The sequence below is a fragment of the Lapillicoccus sp. genome (assembly GCF_025353065.1).
Taxonomy (GTDB): Bacteria; Actinomycetota; Actinomycetes; order Actinomycetales; family Dermatophilaceae; genus Lapillicoccus.
Map to the genome: position 1 here is coordinate 66440 of NZ_JANXRJ010000031.1, position 18486 is coordinate 84925.

The window sequence follows — 18486 nt, forward strand, 5'->3', positions numbered from 1 at the left end:
CGTGGGGTCAGCTCCCGATGTCGACCAGCCGCTCGAAGAGGAACTCGTGGGGGAGGTAGGAGACGTCGTACTCCGCGCCCCGGGCGGGTGGCATGAGCTGCGACATCTGGATCAGGCGCCAGCCCGCCAGCAGCGCGTCCAGCCCTGTGGCGTTTGGCGGTTCGTCGCCGTCCCCCATCGTGGGCGCCGAGCGGCCGGTGCCGTCGTAGCGGGTCCAGCCCGCCACGGCGGAGTCGAGGGACGACGTCGCGAGGTAGAGGATGAGCAGCTGCTGGCGCAGGTGCGGAGTGGCCGAGGGGGTCGAGAACGAGTCGGCAACGCCGTCGGTCCGGCTGTCGGTATCGCTGTCGGTGGGCTGAGGGGCGCCGGTCATCAGAGTCCCCACCCGTCGGCCGCCCGGCCGCCGCCGAGCCGGGTGTCGGTGGCACCGGGCGCGATCAGCTGCGGTCGCAGCTGCTCACGGGTGAGGTAGTAGTCGATGTCGAAGTCGGCGTCCCCCGTGAGCTCTCGCCACAGCCTCGCCCGGTTGACCAGCTCGAGGCGTCCCTCCGGTCCCGTCGCCCACGGCAGGGCCGTGCTGAGCTCGGCGCGCACCGCGGGGTCGTCGATGTCGTCGGTGTTCCACAGTCGCAGCTGGCGGACGGTGGGGTTGAAGCGGATCTTGAACATGTAGCGCGGGACGTCGGAGTCGTTGCGCCGACCACCGTGCCAGATCCCGTGGTGCAGCAGGACGACGGTTCCGGCCGTACACACCAACCGGGTCTGGCCGACGAGGTTCTGGTAACGCCCGATGGCGGACTCGTTGATCCGACGCAGGTGTGTCCCGGGCACGCTCAGCGTCCCGCCCTGCTCGAGGGTCACCGCCCGGGGGTAGTACATGAGCTGCACGTCGAAGGCGTCGACCCGGGTGTCGAGCACCGCGTCGGCGTGCATGGGCTGGGCCTCGCCGCCGTGGGGCGGCCGGACGTGGACGGCGTGGTGGTCGATGGCGGGGTGCGGGCCCACGAGGCTCTGGACCGCGCCGGCGACGGTCGGCAGGTCGAGCAGGTCCCGCACGAAGGTCCCCGCGGGGAAGACCGTGTCGAGCGGCGTGCCGTAGGGGTGGGCCGGCAGACCGGTCTCGAGCACGGCGATGTCGCGGTCGTTGAGCACGTCGGGCACCACACCCTCGAGGGCGAGGCTGCCGTGGGCGACGAAGTGGGCCATCTCCACCGAGGAGAGAAGGTGCTTGCGATCGACGATCATGACCTCGAACCTACGGGCACATCCGAACCGCCGGGCAGTCGGCAGGTCCGGTCGGGATCGGGTGGAGATGACCTCGCCCTGACGTGGTCATCTCCACCCGATACCTGCGGCGCGTGGGCCCTACGCGCCGAGGTTGAACTCGTCCGGGTCGGGTCCGGTGCGAAAACCCTTGTCCAGCGCGGTGATCGACGTGACCTCGTCGGCGGTGAGCTCGAAGCCGAAGACATCGAAGTTCTCGGCGATCCGGCTCGGCGTGACCGACTTGGGGATGACGACGTTGCCGAGCTGCAGGTGCCAGCGCAGGATCGCCTGCGCGGCTGTGACACCGTGCGCCTCGGCGATCCCGGCGATGACCGGGTCCTTCAGCACGTCGCCACCGGACGCGAGCGGGCTCCAGTCCTCGGTGACGATGCCGTGCTTCGCGTGGAAGTCGCGCAGCTCCTGCTGGACGAGGTGCGGGTGCAGCTCGATCTGGTTGATCGAGGGCAGCTCGCCGGTCTCGTCGAGGAGACGCTGGAGGTGGGGGACCTGGAAGTTGCAGACCCCGATGGCCGTGACCCGACCCTCGTCACGCAGCTTCTGGAACGCCTTCCACGTGTCGACGAATGCGTCCTTCTTCGGGACCGGCCAGTGGATGAGGTAGAGGTCGAGCACCTCGAGGCCGAGCCGCTTCATCGAGCCGTCGAACGCCGTCAGCGTGCTGTCGTAGCCCTGGTCGGAGTTCCAGAGCTTGGTCGTGACGAACACCTCGGACGTCGGGACGTCGCTCTCGGCCAGGGCGCGGCCGACGCCCGCCTCGTTCTCGTAGGCCTTCGCGCTGTCGATGTGGCGGTAGCCGACCTTCAGCGCCTCCGCGACGGCGGGCGTCGCCTCCTCGTCGTCGACCTGCCAGACACCGAACCCGAGCTGCGGGATGTCGTGGTGGCCGGAAGGGGTGGTCAGGGGGATGGTGGGGACAGAATTCATGCGCCTACCGTATGCCGTGTCGGCTGGCGGAAGGCCCACGGGTGCGGCCCCTATGCGGTGGGCGCCGGGTCGGCCAGCAGTCCGCGCAGCAGGGCCGCGAGGATCTGCTCGACCTGCGAAGCGATGCCGGTGTCCAGCTGCGGAAGCTCGGGGTGCGCGGCATACACCTCGCGGAGGGTGTCCGAGGGCCGCGAGGCCGCCCAGAGGCCACTCGTGACGAGGGTCGCGGCGTTGACGAAGAGCGCGGCCCCGTCGGCCGACAGCCCGGGGCACACCCGCACCAGCGCCTCGATCAGGTCGGCGACGACCGCGTGCATACCGAGCTTGAGCCGCTCGGCCGCGCCGAACGAGACGTGGTGCTCGAGGTGCGTCGTGAGCTGGCTGACGAGCTCGCAGAAGAGCTCGTGCTCCGCAATCGTGGTCGCCACGATCGTGGGAACCGTTGCGGGAGAGGCATCCTCGAGCCGTCGGAGGAGGACGTCACGCACCACCACGGACTCCCGGGTGCTCAGCTCGACGAAGATCTCCTCCCGGGTGCCGAAATAGCGCACGACGTTGGACTTCGCGAGGCCGACCTCGTCGGCGAGGTCACCGAGGGTGACTCCCCGGACGCCTCGATCGAGCGCCAGCGCCCGCGCGGCGTCGAGGATCGCCTCGCGGCGCAGGGCCTTGTGCTCGGGTGTGCGCGCCCGCACGAACGGCACGACGGTCGTCCCCGAGCCGGTCGTCACCTCGCTCCGCGAGTCGGTCACCCTTGCCCCTTGTCTATCGCAATGCTATTGCGTTACCGTACCCGCATCCCAACAGAACGTCGTTGCGTTAATTGGAGACCCGATGGACCGCCCACCTCCCACCCGCCCAGTCCCACCTCCCACCCGTCCAGTCCCACCTCCCACCCAGCCGGCCCCACCCCCGCCCCGCCCGGTCATGCTCGTCGTCAACGATGCGCCGACGACCCTCGATCTCGAGCCGCGGGTCAGCCTCCTCGACGCCCTGCGCGAGCACCTCCACCTCACCGGGACCAAGAAGGGCTGCAACCAGGGGGCCTGCGGCGCCTGCACCGTGCTCGTCGACGGTCGCCGGGTCCTTGCGTGCCTCACGCTCGCGATGCAGGTCGAGGGCCGCGAGGTGACGACCATCGAGGGAGTCGGACCACACCCGCTGCAGGCCGCGTTCGTCCGCAGGGACGGGTTGCAGTGCGGCTACTGCACCCCGGGCCAGATCTGCTCGGCGATCGGCATGGTGGCCGAGCATCGGCACGGCGCCGCGAGCGTCGTCACCGACGACGTCACCACAACGCCGGACCTCACTCCCGAGGAGATCCGCGAGCGGATGAGCGGCAATCTCTGCCGCTGTGGTGCCTACAACGGCATCGTCGAGGCCATCGTCGACACGGCGCCCGCGATGGCCGAGATGGCGCCCGCTCTGACCCCGGTGCCGGCATGAGGCCCGTCGACTACGTCCGCCCGCTCGACGTCGCCGAGGTGCTCACCCTCGTGGCCGAGCGACCCGCGGCCCGATTCCTCGGGGGCGGCACCAATCTCATCGACCTCATCCGGCAGGGCGTCGAGCGTCCCGACACCCTCGTCGACACGACCGCGCTCCCCCTTGCCGGCATCGACACGGCACTGGGCGGCGGGCTGCGCATCGGCGCGACGACGCGCAACAGCGACCTCGCCGACGACCACCTCGTCCGCACCCGCTACCCCCTGCTCGCCCAGGCCGTCCTCGCCGGCGCGTCGGGTCAGCTGCGCAACATGGCGACCGTCGGTGGCAACCTCCACCAGCGCACCCGCTGCCCCTACTTCGTCGACCGCGAGAGCCCGTGCAACAAGCGCGAACCCGGTTCCGGCTGTGGCGCGCTCGAGGGCATCGGCCGCTCGACCGCCGTGCTGGGGACCAGCGACCACTGCATCGCCGTCCACCCCTCCGACATGGCGGTGGCCCTCACGGCCCTCGAGGCGCAGGTCGAGCTGACCGGGCCTCGCGGCACACGGCAGGTGGCGATGGGTGACTTCCACCTGGCCCCGGGTGAGACCCCCCACCTCGAGACCGTGACACAGGCCGACGAGCTCGTCACCGCGGTCCTCCTCCCACCCCCGAGCCTCGGCGTGGCCCGCTACCGCAAGGTGCGCGACCGCGCCTCGTACGCCTTCGCGCTCGTCTCCGTCGCCGCGCTGCTCGACGTCCACGACGGCCAGATCCGCCAGGCCCGTCTCGGTCTCGGCGGCGTCGCCACGACCCCATGGCGGGCGCACGCCGCCGAGCTGGTGCTGGTCGGTGCAGCGCCCACCGACGAGGTCTTCGAGGCTGCAGCCGCCGCAGAGCTCGCTCCCGCGAAGTCGTTGCCGGACAACGCCTTCAAGGTCCAGCTCGCCCGACGCACCATCGTCGCCACCCTGCGGCGGCTGCGAGCCGACGGAAGCGCGTCATGACGACGACCACCCCGGCCCCGGCCATCAGGCCGGCCGCTCCTTCCAGGCCCCGCCCGCACGCCCCGGAGTCCGGCCCCTGGGTCGGACGTCCGGTCGACCGCCGTGACGGCCCGACCAAGACCACGGGCACGGCGACCTTCTCGGCGGAGTACCAGCTGCCCGACCTCGCCCACGGCTGGCTGGTCCACGCGCCCATCGCCCGAGCCCGCATCACGGCGATCGACGACGCGGCCGCGCGCGCCCATCCCGGCGTCCTGACCGTGCTCAGCCACCTCAACACCCCGCGCCTCAAGCCCTCACCGGCCCGACCCAGCCTCCTCGACATGAGCACGATGGTCGGGGGCACCAGGGTCGACTACCTCGGCACCGACGAGGTCTTCTTCGACGGACAACCCGTCGCCGTCGTGGTCGCCGAGTCGCTCGAGGCCGCGCAGTATGCCGCCTCCCTCGTCCAGGTCGACTACGCGCCGCTCCCGGCCACCATCGACTTCGCCGCCGCGGCCGCGGCCGGACGCGCGACTCCCGTCAAGCAGTCGCTCGGCATGCCGACGCTCGTCGGATCGGTGGGTGACGCCGACGCCGCCCTCGGCCGGGCCGCCCATGTCGTCGACCTTCACTTCACGACGCCGGGCCACAACCACAACGCTCTCGAGCCGCACGCGACGACTGCCGTGTGGGACGGCGACCGGGTGACCGTCTGGGACGCCACCCAGGGCATCGACTGGTTCCGGAAGCACCTCGCGCTGCGCTTCGACGTCCCCGTCGAGTCGGTTCGGGTCATCGCTCCCTTCGTCGGTGGCGGCTTCGGCGGCAAGGGCAGCGTCTGGGCCGGGACCCTCCTGACCGTCCTCGCGGCCCGGGTCACCGGGCGGCCGGTGCGGATGGCGCTCAGCCGCGAGGCGGTCAACCGGGTCGTCGGTGGGCGGACCCCGACCCGGCAGCGGGTGGCTCTCGGCGCTGACGCTGACGGACGCCTCACGTCCGTCATCCACGAGGCGGTGCTGCGCAACTCGCCGGTGGGAGGCGGCCCCGAACAGGTCGTCGGAGCCAGCGGCGACCTCTACGCCTCACCCCACGTGCGGCTCGTCACCTCGATGGTCACCCTCGACCTCGTGCCCAACACCTTCATGCGGGCCCCCGGTGAGTCGACCGGCTCCTTCGGGCTCGAGTCCGCCGTCGACCAGCTCGCCCACGACCTCGGTGTCGACCCCTTGGAGCTGCGCCTCCGCAACGAGCCCGAGACATCGGCGCTCCACCATCGCGCCTTCTCGCACCGACGGATCCGCGAGCTCCTCCACGTCGGCGCCGAGGCGTTCGGCTGGGCGGACCGGACCCCGGGCGGCCGGCGCGACGGCAGCCAACTCGTCGGCCACGGCTTGGCCCTTGCCTACCACCCCGCCTGGGAGTTCCCCGCCAACGTCACGCTGCTCCTCCGCCGAGACGGCACGGCCCTGCTGCGCTGCGGTTTTCAGGAGATGGGGATGGGCACGGCCACGGTCCAGGCGCAGGTCGTCGCCGACGCGCTCGGGATCCCGTTCGACGCGGTCCACGTCGACTACGGGGACAGCGACCTGCCCATCGCCCCCAACGCCGGTGGGTCGACCCAGTCGGCCAGCATCGCCGCTGCCGTGCTGCGGTCGGCCGCGAAGCTGCGGCGCGCGGTGAGCCAGCTCCACCAGCGCCCCGGAGAGTCGCTCGCGCAGACCCTGACCCGAGTCGGACGCGATGTCGAGGTGTCGGTGGGCTCGGACGTCGGGGTCGGCGCCGCGGCCACGTCGGTGCGCTTCATCGCCACCACCCTGCTGAACCAGCGCCGCTGGGTGAGGGCCGCCTCGGGAGCCCACTTCTGCGAGGTGCGGGTCGACGCCGACACCGGCGAGGTCCGGGTGACCCGCTGGGTCGGTGCCTTCGACATCGGCACCGTCCTCAACGCCAAGACGGCCGCGAGCCAGCTGCGCGGCGGCATCGTCATGGGCCTCGGGCTGGCCCTCACCGAGGAGACGGTCGTCGACGGACGCACCGGCCGGATCATGAACGCCGGCCTCGCCGAGTACCACGTGCCCACCCACGCCGACGTCCCCCACATCGACATCCACCTGCTCGACGACCCTGACCCGACGATGCCGCTCGGCGTCCTCGGCGCCGGCGAGGTGGGCATCACCGGCGTCGGTGCCGCGATCGCGAACGCCGTGTTCGACGCCACCGGGCGCCGGGTCACCGACCTGCCGCTCACCCTCGACCGGGTGGCCCCCTGACGCCACCCGGGCCGGGCGCGAGCCAGTCGTGCCAAGCCGCCAGACCGTCGCCGGTCCGGGCGCTGAGCTCGATGAGACGCGCGTGCGGGTTGACCTGAGCGACGTTGTGGCGGAACAGGTCCAGGTCGAAGTCGAGGTGCGGCAGGAGATCCATCTTGTTGATCAGGACGACGGAGACGGAGCGGAACATCACGGGATACTTCAGCGGCTTCTCCTCCCCCTCGGTGATCGCGTAGACCATCACCGAGTCGTGGGCGCCGACGTCGAACTCCGCCGGGCAGACGAGGTTGCCGACGTTCTCGACCAGCACGAGGTCGAGGCCGGCCAGGTCGAGCTGACCGAGGGCGCGCGCCACCATCGGCGCATCGAGGTGGCACTCGCCACCGAACCCGGCACCGGTGTTGAGCAGCACCACCTGGGCCCCGAGGCCCGTGAGCCGGTCGGCGTCGATCGAGGTCTCGATGTCCCCCTCCACGACGCCGACCCGGATGTTTCGCGACGCCAGCTCGCGCAAGGTGTGCACGAGCAGGGTCGTCTTGCCGGCCCCGGGCGAGGACATCAGGTTGACGCAGCGGATCCCGTGCTCGTCGAGGGCTCTGCGGTTCGCTGCCGCGGCCCGGTCGTTCTCGCCGAAGATCCGCTCGAGGACGATGACCCGATCCGGGCCCGTGGCGTAGCCGGACAGGTCGTCGTGCCGGTGGAAACGCCCCATGCTCAGCTCCGCTCCGATGGTGCGACCACGTCGTCGGCGACGACGTCCAGGGACGTGACCATGAACTCCTCGCCGGTCCGCACCGTGATGGTGCCACCGCCGCACGACCCGCAGGTCAGCATGAAGACGTCCGCGGCGGTCGTGCTCTCGCCGCACGACAAGCAGTCGAGGACGACCGGCACCTGGTCGATGACCAGCCTCGAACCCGCCAACGGCGAGTCCTGGGTGACCATCCCCCAGCAGAACTCCAGCGACTCCGGGACGACCTGACGCAGCTGTCCCACCTGGAGGTTGACTGCCTCGACGGAGTGGCCGGGCCTCAACGCCAGCGCTCTCCCGACGATGTCGTAGATGCTGCAGCACAACGAGAGCTCATGCACTGCCGCTCCCCTCGAGGTTCTGCGGCGGCCGCTCGACTGCCACCTCCGCGCCATGGTCGACGTGCGTTGGCCCCACTTTCCAGCTCTGGGGCATCTCGATCAAGAAACGTGCGCGTGTCAGCGCGGGCTCTCGGGTGCGCCCGGTGGCGAATGCCAACTATCGGCGCCTCCGGAAACGGCCAGTGCCGGGTCCGGCGGTGGGAGGGTGGGCGTATGCGGGTGCGGGTGATCACCGACCGGTTGACCCCAACGGGTGACGTGCTCGTCCCAGACGTGCCCGGGTCGAGGCTGCCCCGCCTACGCCGACGACGTCGGATCGTGGTGCGGGGCGTGGTGCAGGGCGTGGGCTTCCGGCCACACGTCCTGCGGCTCGCCGAGGCGCTCGGCCTCGAGGGGACCTGTCGCAACGACGCCACCTGTGTCGTGATGGAGGTCGGGGGCGACGCCGACCACGTCGACGCCTTCGCCCGCCGACTCGAGTCGGAGGCACCACCCCTGGCCCGCATCCTCTCGGTCGAGGCCGTCGACCTCGATCTCCTCGACGACGACGACGACACTCCCATGGAGACAACGGGATTCACCATCACCGCATCGACGACCGGGCCCGGCGCCCGGACCATGGTGCCGCCCGACACCGCCGTCTGCGCCGACTGCCTGGCGGAGATGCGCGACCCGGAGGACCGGCGCTACCGGCACCCGTTCATCACCTGCACCAACTGCGGCCCCCGGTTCACGATCACCCGCGACCTCCCCTACGACCGACCGGCCACCACGATGGCCGCCTTCCCCCTCTGCGGCGCCTCTGCCGCGGAGTATGCCGACCCCCACGACCGTCGTCACCACGCCCAGCCCATCGCCTGCCACGACTGCGGGCCGACGCTCCGGGTCCTGTCGTCCCGTGGGGCCGAGATCGCCTCCGGCAGTGAGGAGTCCGTCCGCGCTACCGTCGCGGCCCTGCGGGACGGAGCCATCGTCGCGGTCAAGGGCATCGGCGGCTACCACCTGGTCTGCGACGCGACCTCGGGCACGGCGGCGACCGTGCTGCGGGCCCGCAAGCACCGACCCGACCAGCCGTTCGCGGTCAGGGTCCGCGACCTCGCCACCGCGGCAGATCTCGTCCACGTCGACGGCGCCGAGACCCTGCTGACCTCGTCCGAGCGCCCGATCGTGCTCCTCCGGCGCCGGGCCGGGGCCCCCGTCGCGGAGTGCGTCGCGCCCGGGCTCGACGACCTCGGCGTCCTGCTGCCCTACGCGCCGCTCCACCACCTCCTCTTCGCCGACCTGCCCGACGGTTCCCCGGGCACGCCCGAGTCGTTGGTGATGACCTCGGGCAACCTCTCCGGCGAGCCGCTGTGCTTCGAGGACGCCGAAGCGGTGGCCCGCCTCGGCGGGATCGCCGACCTCTTCCTGACCCACGACAGGGAGATCGCCGTCCCCTGCGAGGACTCGGTCGTCGCCTGGCACGAGGGCGAGGTGCTGCCCATCCGTCGCTCCCGCGGATATCGCCCCTCCCGGTCGTCCTCGGCCACGACACCGATCTCGTCCTGGGCGCCGCGTCGGGCGTCGTCCTCGCCGCCGGCGCCGAGGTCAAGAACACCTTCGCGCTGGCCCGTGACGGGATGGCCTTCGTCTCTGCGCACCTCGGCGACCTCGGCTCGCTCGAGAGCCGCACGGCATACGGACGGGCGACGGCCCAGCTGCTCCGGTTCCACCGCAGCACACCGGAGGTCGTGGTGGCCGACCTCCACCCCGGGTATGCGTCCCGGGCCTGGGCCCGTGACCTCTCGCGTGAGCTCGGGGTCCCGCTCCACGGAGTCCAGCACCACCACGCCCACCTCGCGTCGCTCGCCGCCGAGCACGGGCGGCTCGACGACCCGGTGCTGGGTGTGGTCTACGACGGCACGGGCTACGGCTGCGACCGGTCGGTATGGGGCGGTGAGCTGCTCCTCCTCGGTGACCGTGGCCTGAGCGCGACCCGCCTCGGCCACCTCGGGGTCGTCCGGCTCCCCGGCGCCGACGCCGGCGTGCGCAACCCCGTGCGCACCGCTGCGCTGGCGGTGCTCGCCGCCGGCGAGGACTGGGTCGGCACCCCGCTCGACCCGGCGCTCACCGATACCGAGAAGCGAGCTCTCCCGGCCCTGCTCGCATCCGGCACGAGCATCGTCCCCACGAACAGCGTCGGCCGGCTGTTCGACGTCGTGGCCGCGTTGCTCGGCGTCCGCGCGAGGGTCAGCTATGAGGCGCAGGCTGCCGTCGAGCTCGAGGTGGCAGCGCGGCGGTGGCACGAGCGGCCCGACCCACTCCCGACGCAGGTCCCCCTGTCCCTGCCCGTGGTCGTTTCCGCGACGACCGGCCTGCCGAGCCTCGACCCCGATCCACTCGTCCGCGGCCTCGTCGCGGCGGTCCGCGACGAGGTCCCCACCGGACTGCTCGCGTGGTCGTTCCACGTCGCCCTCGCAGCCGCGACGACCGGGCTCGCGGCGGAGCAGGCGACGGCTCGAGGGGTCCGGACCATCGGGCTCTCCGGAGGCGTCTTCGTCAACCGGCTGCTCGTGACCCTGGTCCGTGACGCTCTGACCGACCGTGGCTTCGAGGTGCTGACCCATCGGCTCGTGCCGGCGAATGACGGCGGTCTGTCCCTCGGCCAGGTGGCGGTCGGTGCCAGACTCCTCGCATCACGACACGGAAGGTCCTGACCATGTGCCTCGGCGTACCCGGACGCATCACCGACCGATGGCAGCAGGAGGACGGCGCCGTGCTCGCGCACGCCGACTTCGTCGTGAGATCCGCGTCATCCGGCTCACCTACCTACCCGACCTGGAGGTCGGCGACTGGACGATCGTCCACGCCGGGTTCGCCCTGACGAAGCTCGACGCCCAGGAGGCCGGCGAGACCCTCGCCCTGCTGCGCGACGTCGGGCTGCTCCCTGCCCCGGCCGAGCCCGCCACCACCTGAGAACCCACCGTCCGAGAGAACCCTCCCCGAGAGCCCTGCCCGAGAACAGAAGGAGAAGCCCATGTGCCTGGCCGTCCCGGGACGAGTCCTGTCCGTCGAGGAGAAGGACGGTACGACGATGGCGCAGGTCGACTTCGGGGGGCTGCGCAAGGAGGTCTGCCTCGCCTACGTCCCCGACGCGAAGATCGGCGAATACGTCATCGTCCACGTCGGTTTCGCGATCCAGCGGCTCGACGAGCGCTCCGCCCAGGAGACGCTCGCCACCTTCGAACGGCTCGGCATCCTCGAGGAGGAGTTCGGCGACGGGTTCGCCCGGGCGGCCCGGCAGACGGGAGCACCGGCATGAAGTACCTCGACGAGTTCAGCAACCCCGACCTCGCTCGCAGGCTGCTCGACCAGATCCACGCGGTCACCACCCGGCCGTGGGCGTTGATGGAGGTCTGCGGCGGCCAGACCCACTCGATCATCCGCCACGGCATCGACCAGCTCCTCCCCGAGGGGATCGAGATGATCCACGGCCCCGGCTGCCCCGTCTGCGTCACCCCGCTGGAGATCATCGACAAGGCCTTGGCGATCGCCGAGCAGCCGGGCGCCATCTTCTGCTCCTTCGGCGACATGCTCCGGGTGCCCGGCAGCGGCCAGGACCTGTTCTCCATCAAGAGCGCCGGCGGCGACGTCCGCGTCGTCTACTCCCCTCTCGACGCCCTCAAGCTCGCTCGCGACAACCCCGACCGGCAGGTGGTCTTCTTCGGCATCGGCTTCGAGACGACGGCGCCCGCCAACGCGATGACGGTCTACCAGGCTCGCCGCCTCGGCATCCACAACTTCTCGCTGCTCGTCTCCCACGTGCTCGTCCCTCCGGCGATGGCCGCGATCATGGAGTCGCCGAGCTGCCGGGTGCAGGGCTTTCTCGCCGCTGGGCACGTGTGCAGCGTGATGGGCACGTCGGAGTATCCGCCGCTGGCCGAGAGGTACCGCGTGCCCATCGTCGTCACCGGTTTCGAGCCGCTCGACATCCTCGAGGGGATCCGGCTGACCGTGACCCAGCTCGAGCAGGGGCGCCACGAGGTCGAGAACGCCTACTCGCGTGCCGTCACCGCCGAGGGCAACCTCCCGGCGATGGCGATGCTCCGGGACGTCTTCGAGGTCACCGACCGGACCTGGCGAGGCATCGGCATGATCCCGCAGAGCGGGTGGAAGCTTTCCGAGCGGTATGCCGACTTCGACGCCGAGAGCAGGTTCTCCGTCACCGATATCCATACCGAGGAGTCCTCGCTGTGCCGGGCGGGTGAGGTCCTGCAGGGTCTCATCAAGCCGCACGAGTGCGCCGCCTTCGGCAAGGACTGCACGCCGCGCAACCCGCTCGGCGCGACGATGGTGTCGTCGGAGGGCGCGTGCGCGGCCTACTTCACCTACCGCCGCCTCGAGCTGGTCCAGAGCTGATGGGCGAGCGGACAGGCGGGCCGAACGGCATACGGGACATCGGGGCCCACGTGCTCGACGTCGAGGGCTGGACGTGCCCGCTCCCCCTGCGGGACACCCCGACGATCGTCATGGGCCACGGCGGCGGCGGCGCGATGTCGTCCGAGCTGATCGAGCAGCTCTTCCTGCCGGCCTTCGGCGGAGCCGCCCGACCTCGCCGTCAACGGCACCGTCAACGACCTCGCGATGGCGGGCGCGACCCCCCTCTACCTCTCGACGGCGTTCATCCTCGCCGAGGGCACGGCCCTGACCGACATCGCCCGCGTCGCGATAGCCATCGGCAAGGCCGCCGAGGTCGCGGGCGTGCAGCTCGTCACCGGCGACACCAAGGTCGTCGACAGTGGCAGCGGCGACGGCATCTACATCAACACAGCGGGGATCGGCGTGATCCCCGACGGGATAGACATCGGGCCGACCCGCGCCCGGATCGGTGACGCCGTCCTCATCAGCGGCGACATCGGGGTCCACGGCATCGCCGTGATGAGCTGCCGCGAGGGCATCGAGTTCGGCACGAGCATCGAGAGCGACACCGCGCCGCTGCACTCCCTGGTGGCCGACATCCTCGCGACCGGCGCCGACATCAAGGTCCTCCGGGACCCCACCCGGGGAGGGGTGTCGGCGACGCTCAACGAGATCGCCAAGGCGTCGGGGGTCGGCATCGAGGTGGTCGAGCGCGACTTCCCGATCCCGCCCGAGGTGCGGGACGCCTGCGGGCTGCTCGGGCTCGACCCGCTTCAGGTGGCCAACGAGGGCAAGCTCGTCGCCATCGTGCCGGCCGACCGCGCCGACGAGGTGCTCGCGGCCATGCGTTCGCACCCGCTCGGGGTCCGGGCCTGCCGCATCGGCACCTGCGTGCCGGAGCATCCGCGGATGGTCGTCGCTCGCACCGGGCTCGGCGGCACCCGCGTCATCGACCTGCCCATCGGCGAGCAGCTGCCGCGGATCTGCTGAGATACGGATCTGCTGAGATGTCGGACGAGGGCGCACGGACGTTCGCGCGCTACGCCTACCCGCCCAACGAGCTGGGCTACTGCGGCCCGGTCGGTGCCCGCGCGATGCTGGCGGGGGTGGTCACCGAGATCGAGCGGCGGGCCCGGCAGTTCGAGGGTGCCTGGGTCTATCTCGAGTTCCTGGCCGAGGCGCTGGGGACGTCGGACCCCCTGGCGCGCGACGTGGTCGAGAGCTACTGGCTCGGGTCGGACCGGCTCGAGCAGATCCCCCCTTCCGACCTCGTCCGACGGCTCGAGGAGCGGTTCGCGGACCAGGTCGGCGGCACCTGGCGCGACTCCGCCGGCCGGGCGCGCGCCCGCCACAGCTACCAGGTCTTCGAGGTCTACCCCTGGGCAGCGATGCTCCGTGCCGGTCTGCCTCCCGGGCCGGCGGTGCACGTTCTCGACCGCTGCCGGATCCGCACCGGGGTGGTGACCCGCGTCGAGGGCGAGCACGTGGGCGTCACCTCGAGCGCCCTGGCGTGGGACGGCCAGCGGCTCGCCCCCGTCCCCGTGACCGAGCGGGCCAGGTGGGCCGACGACGGCCGAACCCTCCTTGTCGCCCCGCCGTCGGCGATGTCGTGGCACTGCACTGGGACTGGGTGTGCGACGTCCTCACCGCCGACCAGGTCGCCCGCCTCCACCGGCTCGAGGATGAGCAGCGGGAGGCCGTCGGGCTCGGCGGCGAGGCGACCGGGGTCCGGACCGGGTCGTGACAAAGTGGGGCCATGCGGTCCCACTGCGCCATCTACGTCGACGTCGGATACCTCCTCGCGTCGGCCGCCACCCGCGTCACCGGGACCTCGCTGCGCAGCGCGGTCGTCATCTCCTACCCCGACCTCGTCACCCGGCTGATCGCCCAGGCCGAGACCCTGAGCGGCCTGCCCGCCCTGCGCGTCCACTGGTACGACGCCGGCACGCGCGGCTCCGGCGGACCGAGCCAGGAGCAGAACGCCATCGGGATGCTCCCGCGCGTCAAGCTGCGGCTCGGCCGCACCTCACCCAACGGCGAGCAGAAGGGCGTGGACCTGCGGATCGGCCTCGACCTCGCCTCCCACGGCCGCGGACGGGTCGTCGACGTCATCTACCTCGTGTCGGGCGACGACGACCTCACCGAGGCCGTCGAGGAGGCACAGAGCCACGGGGTGCAGGTCGTCGTCCTCGCCGTGCCCGACGCCAACGGCAGGCCCTACGCCGTGTCGAGCCACCTCATCCGCGAGTCCGACGGCATCGTCACGATCGACTCCACGATCATCGATGAGACGGTGCACGTCCGACAGCGGGCCGAGGAGCCCCTCCCCGCAACGGTTCCCGTCTCAGTGGCAGCCGGTGAGCAGCAGCCCGACGCCGGTCCCGTCCTGGCCCGACCGGACGTCCCGACGCCCGCCGACCTCGCCCGTCCCAAGCCCCGCGTCCCGGCCCTCGCGTCGCACCACCCGGTCATGCCCGCGGCGCCCGCACCCTCCGGACCGGCCGCCGGTCGGACCCTCGTCTACTCCAGCTCCAGCGGCGGCGACTCGGGCTACCGGACCGGGCTGACCGCGGCCGAGCGCGACCTCATCGACGAGGTCTGCCACGGCGTCGTCGCGACGTGGGCCGCGACCGCGACCGCGGCCGACCGCGCAGGCCTGCTCAGCGAGAAGCCCTACATCCCGAGCGATCTCGACCGGACGCTGCTGACCGACCTCTCGGCCCGGCTCGGCGTCTACGACATCAACGACGAGGCGCGCGGTGACCTGCGGGAGAGCTTCTGGGACGCCGTCGCGGAGGCCTTTCCCCGCGGTCATGCCTGACCGGTGGCCTCCGACCGCCATCCGACCGGGCTGACGCTAGGCTCCGAGCCATGCCGCAGATCTCCAAGGTGCTGATCGCCAACCGGGGCGAGATCGCCGTCCGTGTCGCCCGCGCGTGCAAGGACGCGGGCTATGCCTCCGTCGCCGTCTACGCCGACCCCGACCGCGACGCCCTCCACGTCCGGGTCGCCGACGAGGCCTACGCCCTCGGCGGCTCGACCCCCGGCGAGAGCTACCTCGTCCAGGACAAGATCCTCGAGATCGCCAAGCAGTCCGGCGCCGACGCGGTCCACCCCGGCTACGGCTTCCTCAGCGAGAACGCCGGCTTCGCCCAGGCCGTGCTGGACGCCGGGCTGATCTGGATCGGCCCGGGCCCGCAGGCCATCGACTCGCTGGGCGACAAGGTCAAGGCCCGGCACATCGCGACGAAGGCCGGTGCGCCGCTCGTGCCCGGCACGAAGGACCCGGTCGAGGGTCCCGACGAGGTCGTCGCCTTCGCGAAGGAGCACGGCCTCCCCGTCGCCATCAAGGCGGCATACGGCGGGGGCGGTCGCGGCCTCAAGGTCGCCCGGACGATCGAGGAGATCCCCGACCTCTACGAGTCCGCCGTCCGCGAGGCGGTCACGGCCTTCGGTCGCGGCGAGTGCTTCGTCGAGCGCTTCCTCGACCACCCGCGCCACGTCGAGACCCAGTGTCTCGCCGACATTCACGGCACCGTCGTCGTCGTCTCGACGCGCGACTGCTCGCTGCAGCGGCGCAACCAGAAGCTCGTCGAGGAGGCCCCCGCGCCCTTCCTCACCGACCACCAGCACGCCGAGCTCGTCCGCGCCTCGAAGGCGATCCTCTCCGAAGCGGGCTACACCGGCGCGGGGACGTGCGAGTTCCTCGTCGGACCTGACGGTGTCATCTCGTTCCTCGAGGTCAACACCCGCCTCCAGGTCGAGCACCCGGTCTCCGAAGAGGTCACGGGAATCGACCTCGTCCGCCAGCAGTTCCGGATCGCCAACGGCGAGGCCCTCGGCTTCGACGACCCCGAGCCGCACGCCCACTCGATCGAGTTCCGCATCAACGGCGAGGACGCTGGGCGCGGCTTCCTGCCCGCGCCGGGCACCGTGGTGCGCTACCTCCAGCCCTCGGGTCCCGGCGTGCGGGTCGACTCCGGCGTGGTCGAGGGCGATGTGATCGGCGGGGCGTTCGACTCGATGCTCGCCAAGCTGATCGTCACCGGACGCACCCGGCAGGAGGCCCTCGAGCGCGCCCGCCGCGCCCTCGACGAGTTCGTCGTCGAGGGGATGCCCACGGTGCTGCCCTTCCACCGCATCGTGGTGCGCGACCCCGCCTTCGCACCCGCCGACGCCGACGCACCCTTCACCATCCACACGCGCTGGATCGAGACCGACTTCGACAACCAGATCGAGGCGTATGCCGGGGGGCCGGCCGACGCTCCCGACGCGGCGGACGAGCAGGAGCGGCACCGAGTGGTCGTCGAGGTCGGCGGCAAGCGGCTCGAGGTCGTCCTGCCCGGGGGGATCTCGTTCGGCGGCGGCGTCGGCGGTGGGGCCGGCGGCAAGAAGAAGGCCCCGCGGCGATCCGGTGGCCGGACGTCGGCCGCGGCGGTGTCGGGCGACGCGCTGACCGCGCCGATGCAGGGCACCGTGGTCAAGGTCTCGGTCGCCGACGGCGACACGGTCGAGGCGGGCCAGACGGTGGTCGTCATCGAGGCGATGAAGATGGAGCAGCCGATCACCGCCCACAAGGCCGGCGTCATCTCGGGCCTCACCGCCGAGGTCGGCGCCACGGTGACCAGCGGCTCCGTGCTGGCCGAGATCAAGGACGCCTAGCCGCCGCCCCCGATCCCCATTCCCGCCTTCGTGCCGGCGCTCAAACCGTCCGGACGCTCCTTCAAGCACCGGGCGCAGCGCTCGTAGCGGGCGCCGTCCGGGGTCCGGGCGGCCTCCCAGTGGTGGTGCATGTTCGTCCTGCACGACAGGGACTTCCTGCTTGACACCACAGCATCCTCCTAGAGCTGGCATGTCGGCCTGCGCCGACGTTGGAAACGCCAAGTGGTCGGGATCGTGCTGCTCACTGCCGTAGCTGCGGCAGGGCCAGTTCCGTGGCATCCGACATTGGCGGCCGCACCATGCGAGACCCCGCCCGCCTGATCGGAGAGGTCTTGACTGCGTTGCCCTGGCCTGCAGTTGAGCTCTTAGTAGTGGTGCAGAGCGGTGGCCACATGGCGGGCAACTCGGTAGCCCGAGGTTCCTGGAGGCGTTTCTCTCCTCCAGTGGTGGGTGGTCACGAGACACACTCCTCGGCGGGCGAGCCTCATCGGACCTCCTCGTGGTGCAGATCCCCCGGGCTCTCCATGCTCCTCGGGCCGGACATCGAGGTCAAGATGTGGGCGCGGGTGTCGTCACGTCCTGACCGTGAGCGCCCCCGTCGACGCGCTTCCCCAACCGTGGATCGTCGCTACGCTTGTCGTCTTGCACCCGGGATCATGGCCTTGGCCACTGGCTACGACAAGCTCGCCCTGCCTACCGCGCCGGCGCGGTCCTGCGCACTGTCGTCCTGCGCGCTGTGGTCCTGTGGCTCAACTCAAACTGGAGACACGCCCTAGGCCCGACCGGCCCGGAGCGCACACAACGGGTCAGCTGCCCGGTTGTGCACCGCCGCCGGCAGGAACGGCGCACACAACGGGTCAGCTGCCCGGTTCTGCACCGCCGCCCGCGTCCTCCGGGTGCTCCGGGTGCTCCGGGTGCTCCGGGTGCCCCAGGAGAAAGTCCCGGACCCGGTCGAAGAACGGCGCCGAGGCGGCTGGGGACTCCGGGGTAGCCGGGGCCTCCGCAGACTCCGGGGTCTCGGACGGCGGCTGGCTGCTCATGACCGCGAGGGTACCGGCGACCGGGCCGCCTAAACTCCTCCCATGGCCGACCTGCTGACCTCTGCTCCCGCCCTCGCGTCCCTGCCGACCGTGGCGTCCAACGGAGGCTTCAGCTGGTTCAACCTCGTCGTCGTCCTGGTCCTCGCCGCGATCGCCTGGCCGATCTACCGCCGGATGCGCGCCTCCATCTCCAGGGGCCGGCGCGAGCGTTGGGCGCGCGAGGAGAGCTGGTCCGCCGAGATCACCCCCGAGACCGACCCCGACCTCCGTCGCGACGAGCCCCCGGCTCCCGGCGACCGCCCCTGAAGACCCCTGACCCCCGAACCCACGTGTTGCGGTGAGATCCGGGCAATTCCGGCATCGCACCTCCAGAACGCGGATCTCACCGCAACA

Annotated in this window: 18 protein-coding genes and 3 pseudogenes; 14 read left to right on the top strand and 7 right to left on the bottom strand. The window is 71.5% G+C overall.

Going from position 1 to position 18486, the window contains the following annotated elements:
- Positions 1-7 precede the first annotated feature (7 nt).
- The 4 genes from Q0R63_RS02640 to Q0R63_RS02655 form a co-directional block, all read right to left on the bottom strand.
- Positions 8-373, bottom strand: coding sequence for a hypothetical protein (locus tag Q0R63_RS02640; RefSeq protein WP_295693576.1), 366 nt, complete (start codon positions 371-373; stop codon positions 8-10).
- Positions 373-1245, bottom strand: coding sequence for a phytanoyl-CoA dioxygenase family protein (locus Q0R63_RS02645; RefSeq protein ID WP_295693578.1), 873 nt, complete (start codon positions 1243-1245; stop codon positions 373-375). The genes Q0R63_RS02640 and Q0R63_RS02645 overlap by 1 nt, the downstream gene beginning before the upstream one ends.
- A 120-nt stretch (positions 1246-1365) precedes the next feature.
- Positions 1366-2211, bottom strand: coding sequence for an aldo/keto reductase (locus Q0R63_RS02650; RefSeq protein ID WP_295693581.1), 846 nt, complete (start codon positions 2209-2211; stop codon positions 1366-1368).
- 50 nt (positions 2212-2261) lie between these two features.
- On the bottom strand, positions 2262-2963 hold the full coding sequence (locus Q0R63_RS02655; RefSeq protein WP_295693584.1) for a TetR family transcriptional regulator: 702 nt from the start codon (positions 2961-2963) through the stop codon (positions 2262-2264).
- Positions 2964-3138: 175 nt separating this feature from the next.
- Between Q0R63_RS02655 and Q0R63_RS02660 the strand changes: the two genes are divergently transcribed.
- Genes Q0R63_RS02660 through Q0R63_RS02670 form a run of 3 tightly spaced genes read left to right on the top strand, consistent with a single transcriptional unit; the run spans position 3139 to position 6901 of the window.
- A complete protein-coding gene (locus Q0R63_RS02660; protein ID WP_295693589.1) occupies positions 3139-3657 on the top strand; it encodes a 2Fe-2S iron-sulfur cluster-binding protein in 519 nt (172 codons plus the stop codon).
- Positions 3654-4646 (top strand): xanthine dehydrogenase family protein subunit M, encoded by a 993-nt coding sequence (locus tag Q0R63_RS02665; protein ID WP_295693592.1) that lies wholly within the window; start codon positions 3654-3656, stop codon positions 4644-4646. Before Q0R63_RS02660 ends, Q0R63_RS02665 begins: the two co-directional genes overlap by 4 nt.
- A complete protein-coding gene (locus Q0R63_RS02670; protein WP_295693594.1) occupies positions 4643-6901 on the top strand; it encodes a xanthine dehydrogenase family protein molybdopterin-binding subunit in 2259 nt (752 codons plus the stop codon). The genes Q0R63_RS02665 and Q0R63_RS02670 overlap by 4 nt, the downstream gene beginning before the upstream one ends.
- On the opposite strand, the gene hypB is transcribed toward Q0R63_RS02670, so the two are convergent.
- Both hypB and Q0R63_RS02680 read right to left on the bottom strand, forming a co-directional pair.
- Positions 6876-7613, bottom strand: coding sequence for a hydrogenase nickel incorporation protein HypB (gene hypB, locus Q0R63_RS02675; protein WP_295693597.1), 738 nt, complete (start codon positions 7611-7613; stop codon positions 6876-6878). The two genes, Q0R63_RS02670 and hypB, sit on opposite strands and share 26 nt — an antisense overlap.
- 2 nt (positions 7614-7615) lie before the next feature.
- Positions 7616-7993 carry a hydrogenase maturation nickel metallochaperone HypA gene (locus Q0R63_RS02680; RefSeq protein WP_295693600.1) on the bottom strand — a complete coding sequence of 126 codons (378 nt, stop codon included), beginning with the start codon at positions 7991-7993 and terminating at the stop codon, positions 7616-7618.
- A 213-nt stretch (positions 7994-8206) separates the two neighbouring features.
- Between Q0R63_RS02680 and Q0R63_RS02685 the strand changes: the two are divergent.
- From Q0R63_RS02685 to Q0R63_RS02725, 10 genes and pseudogenes are all read left to right on the top strand, one after another.
- Positions 8207-9472 (top strand): annotated as a pseudogene (locus Q0R63_RS02685) (Sua5/YciO/YrdC/YwlC family protein); the annotation flags it as partial.
- Between the two features lie 140 nt (positions 9473-9612).
- Positions 9613-9789, top strand: a pseudogene (locus tag Q0R63_RS24480) (hypothetical protein); the annotation flags it as partial.
- 90 nt (positions 9790-9879) lie between these two features.
- A complete protein-coding gene (locus Q0R63_RS02690) occupies positions 9880-10689 on the top strand; it encodes a hypothetical protein (protein WP_295693604.1) in 810 nt (269 codons plus the stop codon).
- Positions 10690-10726: 37 nt separating this feature from the next.
- Positions 10727-10948 carry a HypC/HybG/HupF family hydrogenase formation chaperone gene (locus Q0R63_RS02695; RefSeq protein ID WP_295693607.1) on the top strand — a complete coding sequence of 74 codons (222 nt, stop codon included), beginning with the start codon at positions 10727-10729 and terminating at the stop codon, positions 10946-10948.
- Between the two features lie 61 nt (positions 10949-11009).
- Positions 11010-11294, top strand: coding sequence for a HypC/HybG/HupF family hydrogenase formation chaperone (locus Q0R63_RS02700; protein WP_295693610.1), 285 nt, complete (start codon positions 11010-11012; stop codon positions 11292-11294).
- A complete protein-coding gene (hypD, locus tag Q0R63_RS02705; RefSeq protein ID WP_295693613.1) occupies positions 11291-12391 on the top strand; it encodes a hydrogenase formation protein HypD in 1101 nt (366 codons plus the stop codon). Before Q0R63_RS02700 ends, hypD begins: the two co-directional genes overlap by 4 nt.
- A 225-nt stretch (positions 12392-12616) precedes the next feature.
- Positions 12617-13381: a hydrogenase expression/formation protein HypE gene (gene hypE / locus Q0R63_RS02710; protein ID WP_366521068.1), complete on the top strand. Its 765-nt coding sequence runs from the start codon at positions 12617-12619 to the stop codon at positions 13379-13381.
- 17 nt (positions 13382-13398) lie between these two features.
- A pseudogene (locus tag Q0R63_RS02715) lies at positions 13399-14135 on the top strand (DUF6390 family protein).
- Positions 14136-14147: 12 nt separating this feature from the next.
- Positions 14148-15212 (top strand): NYN domain-containing protein, encoded by a 1065-nt coding sequence (locus Q0R63_RS02720; protein WP_366521069.1) that lies wholly within the window; start codon positions 14148-14150, stop codon positions 15210-15212.
- 50 nt (positions 15213-15262) lie between these two features.
- Positions 15263-17053 carry a biotin carboxylase N-terminal domain-containing protein gene (locus Q0R63_RS02725; RefSeq protein WP_295693620.1) on the top strand — a complete coding sequence of 597 codons (1791 nt, stop codon included), beginning with the start codon at positions 15263-15265 and terminating at the stop codon, positions 17051-17053.
- Between the two features lie 857 nt (positions 17054-17910).
- Here the strand turns inward: Q0R63_RS02725 and Q0R63_RS02730 are convergent.
- Positions 17911-18093, bottom strand: coding sequence for a hypothetical protein (locus tag Q0R63_RS02730; RefSeq protein ID WP_295693623.1), 183 nt, complete (start codon positions 18091-18093; stop codon positions 17911-17913).
- Positions 18094-18135: 42 nt separating this feature from the next.
- On the opposite strand from Q0R63_RS02730, the gene Q0R63_RS02735 reads away from it, so the two are divergent.
- The gene (locus Q0R63_RS02735; protein ID WP_295693626.1) at positions 18136-18399 is read left to right on the top strand and encodes a hypothetical protein; all 264 of its coding nucleotides are present in this window, start codon (positions 18136-18138) and stop codon (positions 18397-18399) included.
- Positions 18400-18486: the final 87 nt, after the last annotated feature.

What these genes read in the sequence shown, in the direction of transcription:
- Q0R63_RS02640 (WP_295693576.1), bottom strand. Translation starts at nt 373, where the DNA reads ATGACCGGCGCCCCTCAGCCCACCGACAGCGATACCGACAGCCGGACC.
- Q0R63_RS02645 (WP_295693578.1), bottom strand. Translation starts at nt 1,245, where the DNA reads ATGATCGTCGATCGCAAGCACCTTCTCTCCTCGGTGGAGATGGCCCAC.
- Q0R63_RS02650 (WP_295693581.1), bottom strand. Translation starts at nt 2,211, where the DNA reads ATGAATTCTGTCCCCACCATCCCCCTGACCACCCCTTCCGGCCACCAC.
- Q0R63_RS02660 (WP_295693589.1), top strand. Translation starts at nt 3,139, where the DNA reads ATGCTCGTCGTCAACGATGCGCCGACGACCCTCGATCTCGAGCCGCGG.
- Q0R63_RS02665 (WP_295693592.1), top strand. Translation starts at nt 3,654, where the DNA reads ATGAGGCCCGTCGACTACGTCCGCCCGCTCGACGTCGCCGAGGTGCTC.
- Q0R63_RS02670 (WP_295693594.1), top strand. Translation starts at nt 4,643, where the DNA reads ATGACGACGACCACCCCGGCCCCGGCCATCAGGCCGGCCGCTCCTTCC.
- hypB (WP_295693597.1), bottom strand. Translation starts at nt 7,613, where the DNA reads ATGGGGCGTTTCCACCGGCACGACGACCTGTCCGGCTACGCCACGGGC.
- Q0R63_RS02695 (WP_295693607.1), top strand. Translation starts at nt 10,727, where the DNA reads ATGGCAGCAGGAGGACGGCGCCGTGCTCGCGCACGCCGACTTCGTCGT.
- Q0R63_RS02700 (WP_295693610.1), top strand. Translation starts at nt 11,010, where the DNA reads ATGTGCCTGGCCGTCCCGGGACGAGTCCTGTCCGTCGAGGAGAAGGAC.
- hypD (WP_295693613.1), top strand. Translation starts at nt 11,291, where the DNA reads ATGAAGTACCTCGACGAGTTCAGCAACCCCGACCTCGCTCGCAGGCTG.
- hypE (WP_366521068.1), top strand. Translation starts at nt 12,617, where the DNA reads ATGGCGGGCGCGACCCCCCTCTACCTCTCGACGGCGTTCATCCTCGCC.
- Q0R63_RS02720 (WP_366521069.1), top strand. Translation starts at nt 14,148, where the DNA reads ATGCGGTCCCACTGCGCCATCTACGTCGACGTCGGATACCTCCTCGCG.
- Q0R63_RS02725 (WP_295693620.1), top strand. Translation starts at nt 15,263, where the DNA reads ATGCCGCAGATCTCCAAGGTGCTGATCGCCAACCGGGGCGAGATCGCC.
- Q0R63_RS02730 (WP_295693623.1), bottom strand. Translation starts at nt 18,093, where the DNA reads ATGAGCAGCCAGCCGCCGTCCGAGACCCCGGAGTCTGCGGAGGCCCCG.
- Q0R63_RS02735 (WP_295693626.1), top strand. Translation starts at nt 18,136, where the DNA reads ATGGCCGACCTGCTGACCTCTGCTCCCGCCCTCGCGTCCCTGCCGACC.